The following is a 1,170-nucleotide window of genomic DNA, read 5'->3' as shown; positions in this document are numbered from 1 at the left end:
CCCGCCGCCCGGGTGCCCCGGCCCCGGGGCTCAGGTGCCGTGGGCGTGCGGGAAGACGTCCACCGCCTCGGCGGCCACCTCCCGCATGTCCGCGTCCGGCCGGTGCTCCAGCGGCCCGGTGAGCGGGGCGAGGAGGTGCCCGGCGGCGGCGCGGTCGGGGTCGTGGGGGCGGGCCGGGGCGGGCCGTTCCGACCATCCCCGTGAAGGCCTCACGCGTACGAGTGAACGAGCTGGACCGGACGCCTTTCGACCACGTACAACTGCGCCCACAGGGCCTCCCGTTGAGCGATCCGCCACCCTCCGGCCCTGCCGCCCCACGCACCCCGAGGAGGGCCCGATGGCCGCCGAGATCACCTACGAGGAACTCGCCACCCTGGTCAGGACCCGCGCCGGCGTCCAGGTCACCGCCGAGGAACTCGCCGAACCGGGCCGCATGTTCCTCGACCTCGGCGTCGACTCGCTCGGCGTGCTGGGCGTCCTCGCCGACGTGGAGAACCGTTACGGCGTCTCCGTCGACAGCGCGGAGCTGCTCGGGCGTCCCGTCGCCGAGTTCCTCAAGGACGTCAACGCCCAGGTGGCGTCCGGCTCCTGAACGACCCGGAGCGGGGAGTCGGCCCGGCCGTCCGGGTACCGGCCCGTACGACTCGGCCGCCTCGGCGGCGCCCGGTGTCGTGATCATGGAGAACGGCAGCAACTTCCAGCAGGTCCGGGACCCGCAGGGCGGCCAGTGCTACCCCGGCCTCGGCGCCGACACCGCGATTGCCAACCGGACCGGCGGCACCATCCTGCTCTTCCCCGACGGCAACTGTCGGACGAGAATCCTCAACCCCCTGGGGCCGGGCGAGTTCCGGCCGGACGAGAACGTCGGCAGCTTCCTGGCCCTGGACTGACCTCACGCCACCCCCGTCCGTCCGCCCGTCCTCCGGCCCGAACACGGGAGGACGGGAGGACGGGCGCGTCCGGCCCCGCGCGTGCCTCAGATCGCGAGCGGGTCCGCGCACACCGCCAGGTCGTGGACCGTCGCCGTGAAGCGGGGCGCCACCGCGCCGGGGCCGAGGACGTCACGGGCCGCCGTCAGCAGCGCGTTGCGCAGCCGCCCGTGCGCGGCGAGGTAGCCGAGCTGGGTGAGCGCCGCCGACTGCGGGCGGGCGGCAATCTGACGCCGGATCG

4 protein-coding genes are annotated in these 1,170 nt (G+C 75.0%); 2 read left to right on the top strand and 2 right to left on the bottom strand.

Features of this window, described 5'->3' with window-relative positions; translation table 11 throughout:
- Window positions 1-30: 30 nt before the first annotated feature.
- The gene (locus AE652_RS47130; protein WP_049661288.1) at window positions 31-213 is read right to left on the bottom strand and encodes a hypothetical protein; all 183 of its coding nucleotides are present in this window, start codon (window positions 211-213) and stop codon (window positions 31-33) included.
- A gap of 124 nt (window positions 214-337) precedes the next feature.
- Here AE652_RS47130 and AE652_RS47125 point away from each other — a divergent pair, with 124 nt between their 5' ends.
- Both AE652_RS47125 and AE652_RS41750 read left to right on the top strand, forming a co-directional pair.
- Window positions 338-592, top strand: a complete 255-nt coding sequence (locus tag AE652_RS47125; RefSeq protein ID WP_049661285.1) for an acyl carrier protein — start codon at window positions 338-340, stop codon at window positions 590-592.
- An 85-nt stretch (window positions 593-677) separates the two neighbouring features.
- On the top strand, window positions 678-890 hold the full coding sequence (locus AE652_RS41750; RefSeq protein ID WP_049661281.1) for a hypothetical protein: 213 nt from the start codon (window positions 678-680) through the stop codon (window positions 888-890).
- 86 nt (window positions 891-976) lie between these two features.
- On the opposite strand, the gene AE652_RS41745 is transcribed toward AE652_RS41750, so the two are convergent.
- Window positions 977-1,170, bottom strand: a 194-nt coding sequence (locus AE652_RS41745; RefSeq protein WP_049661278.1) for a hypothetical protein, incomplete at its 5' end; no start/stop codon positions are given.

The sequence above is a fragment of the Kitasatospora sp. MY 5-36 genome (assembly GCF_001182915.1).
GTDB lineage: Bacteria > Actinomycetota > Actinomycetes > Streptomycetales > Streptomycetaceae > Kitasatospora.
The sequence above is the reverse complement of the archived record's forward strand: the minus strand, read 5'-3'. Positions and strand labels throughout refer to the sequence as shown.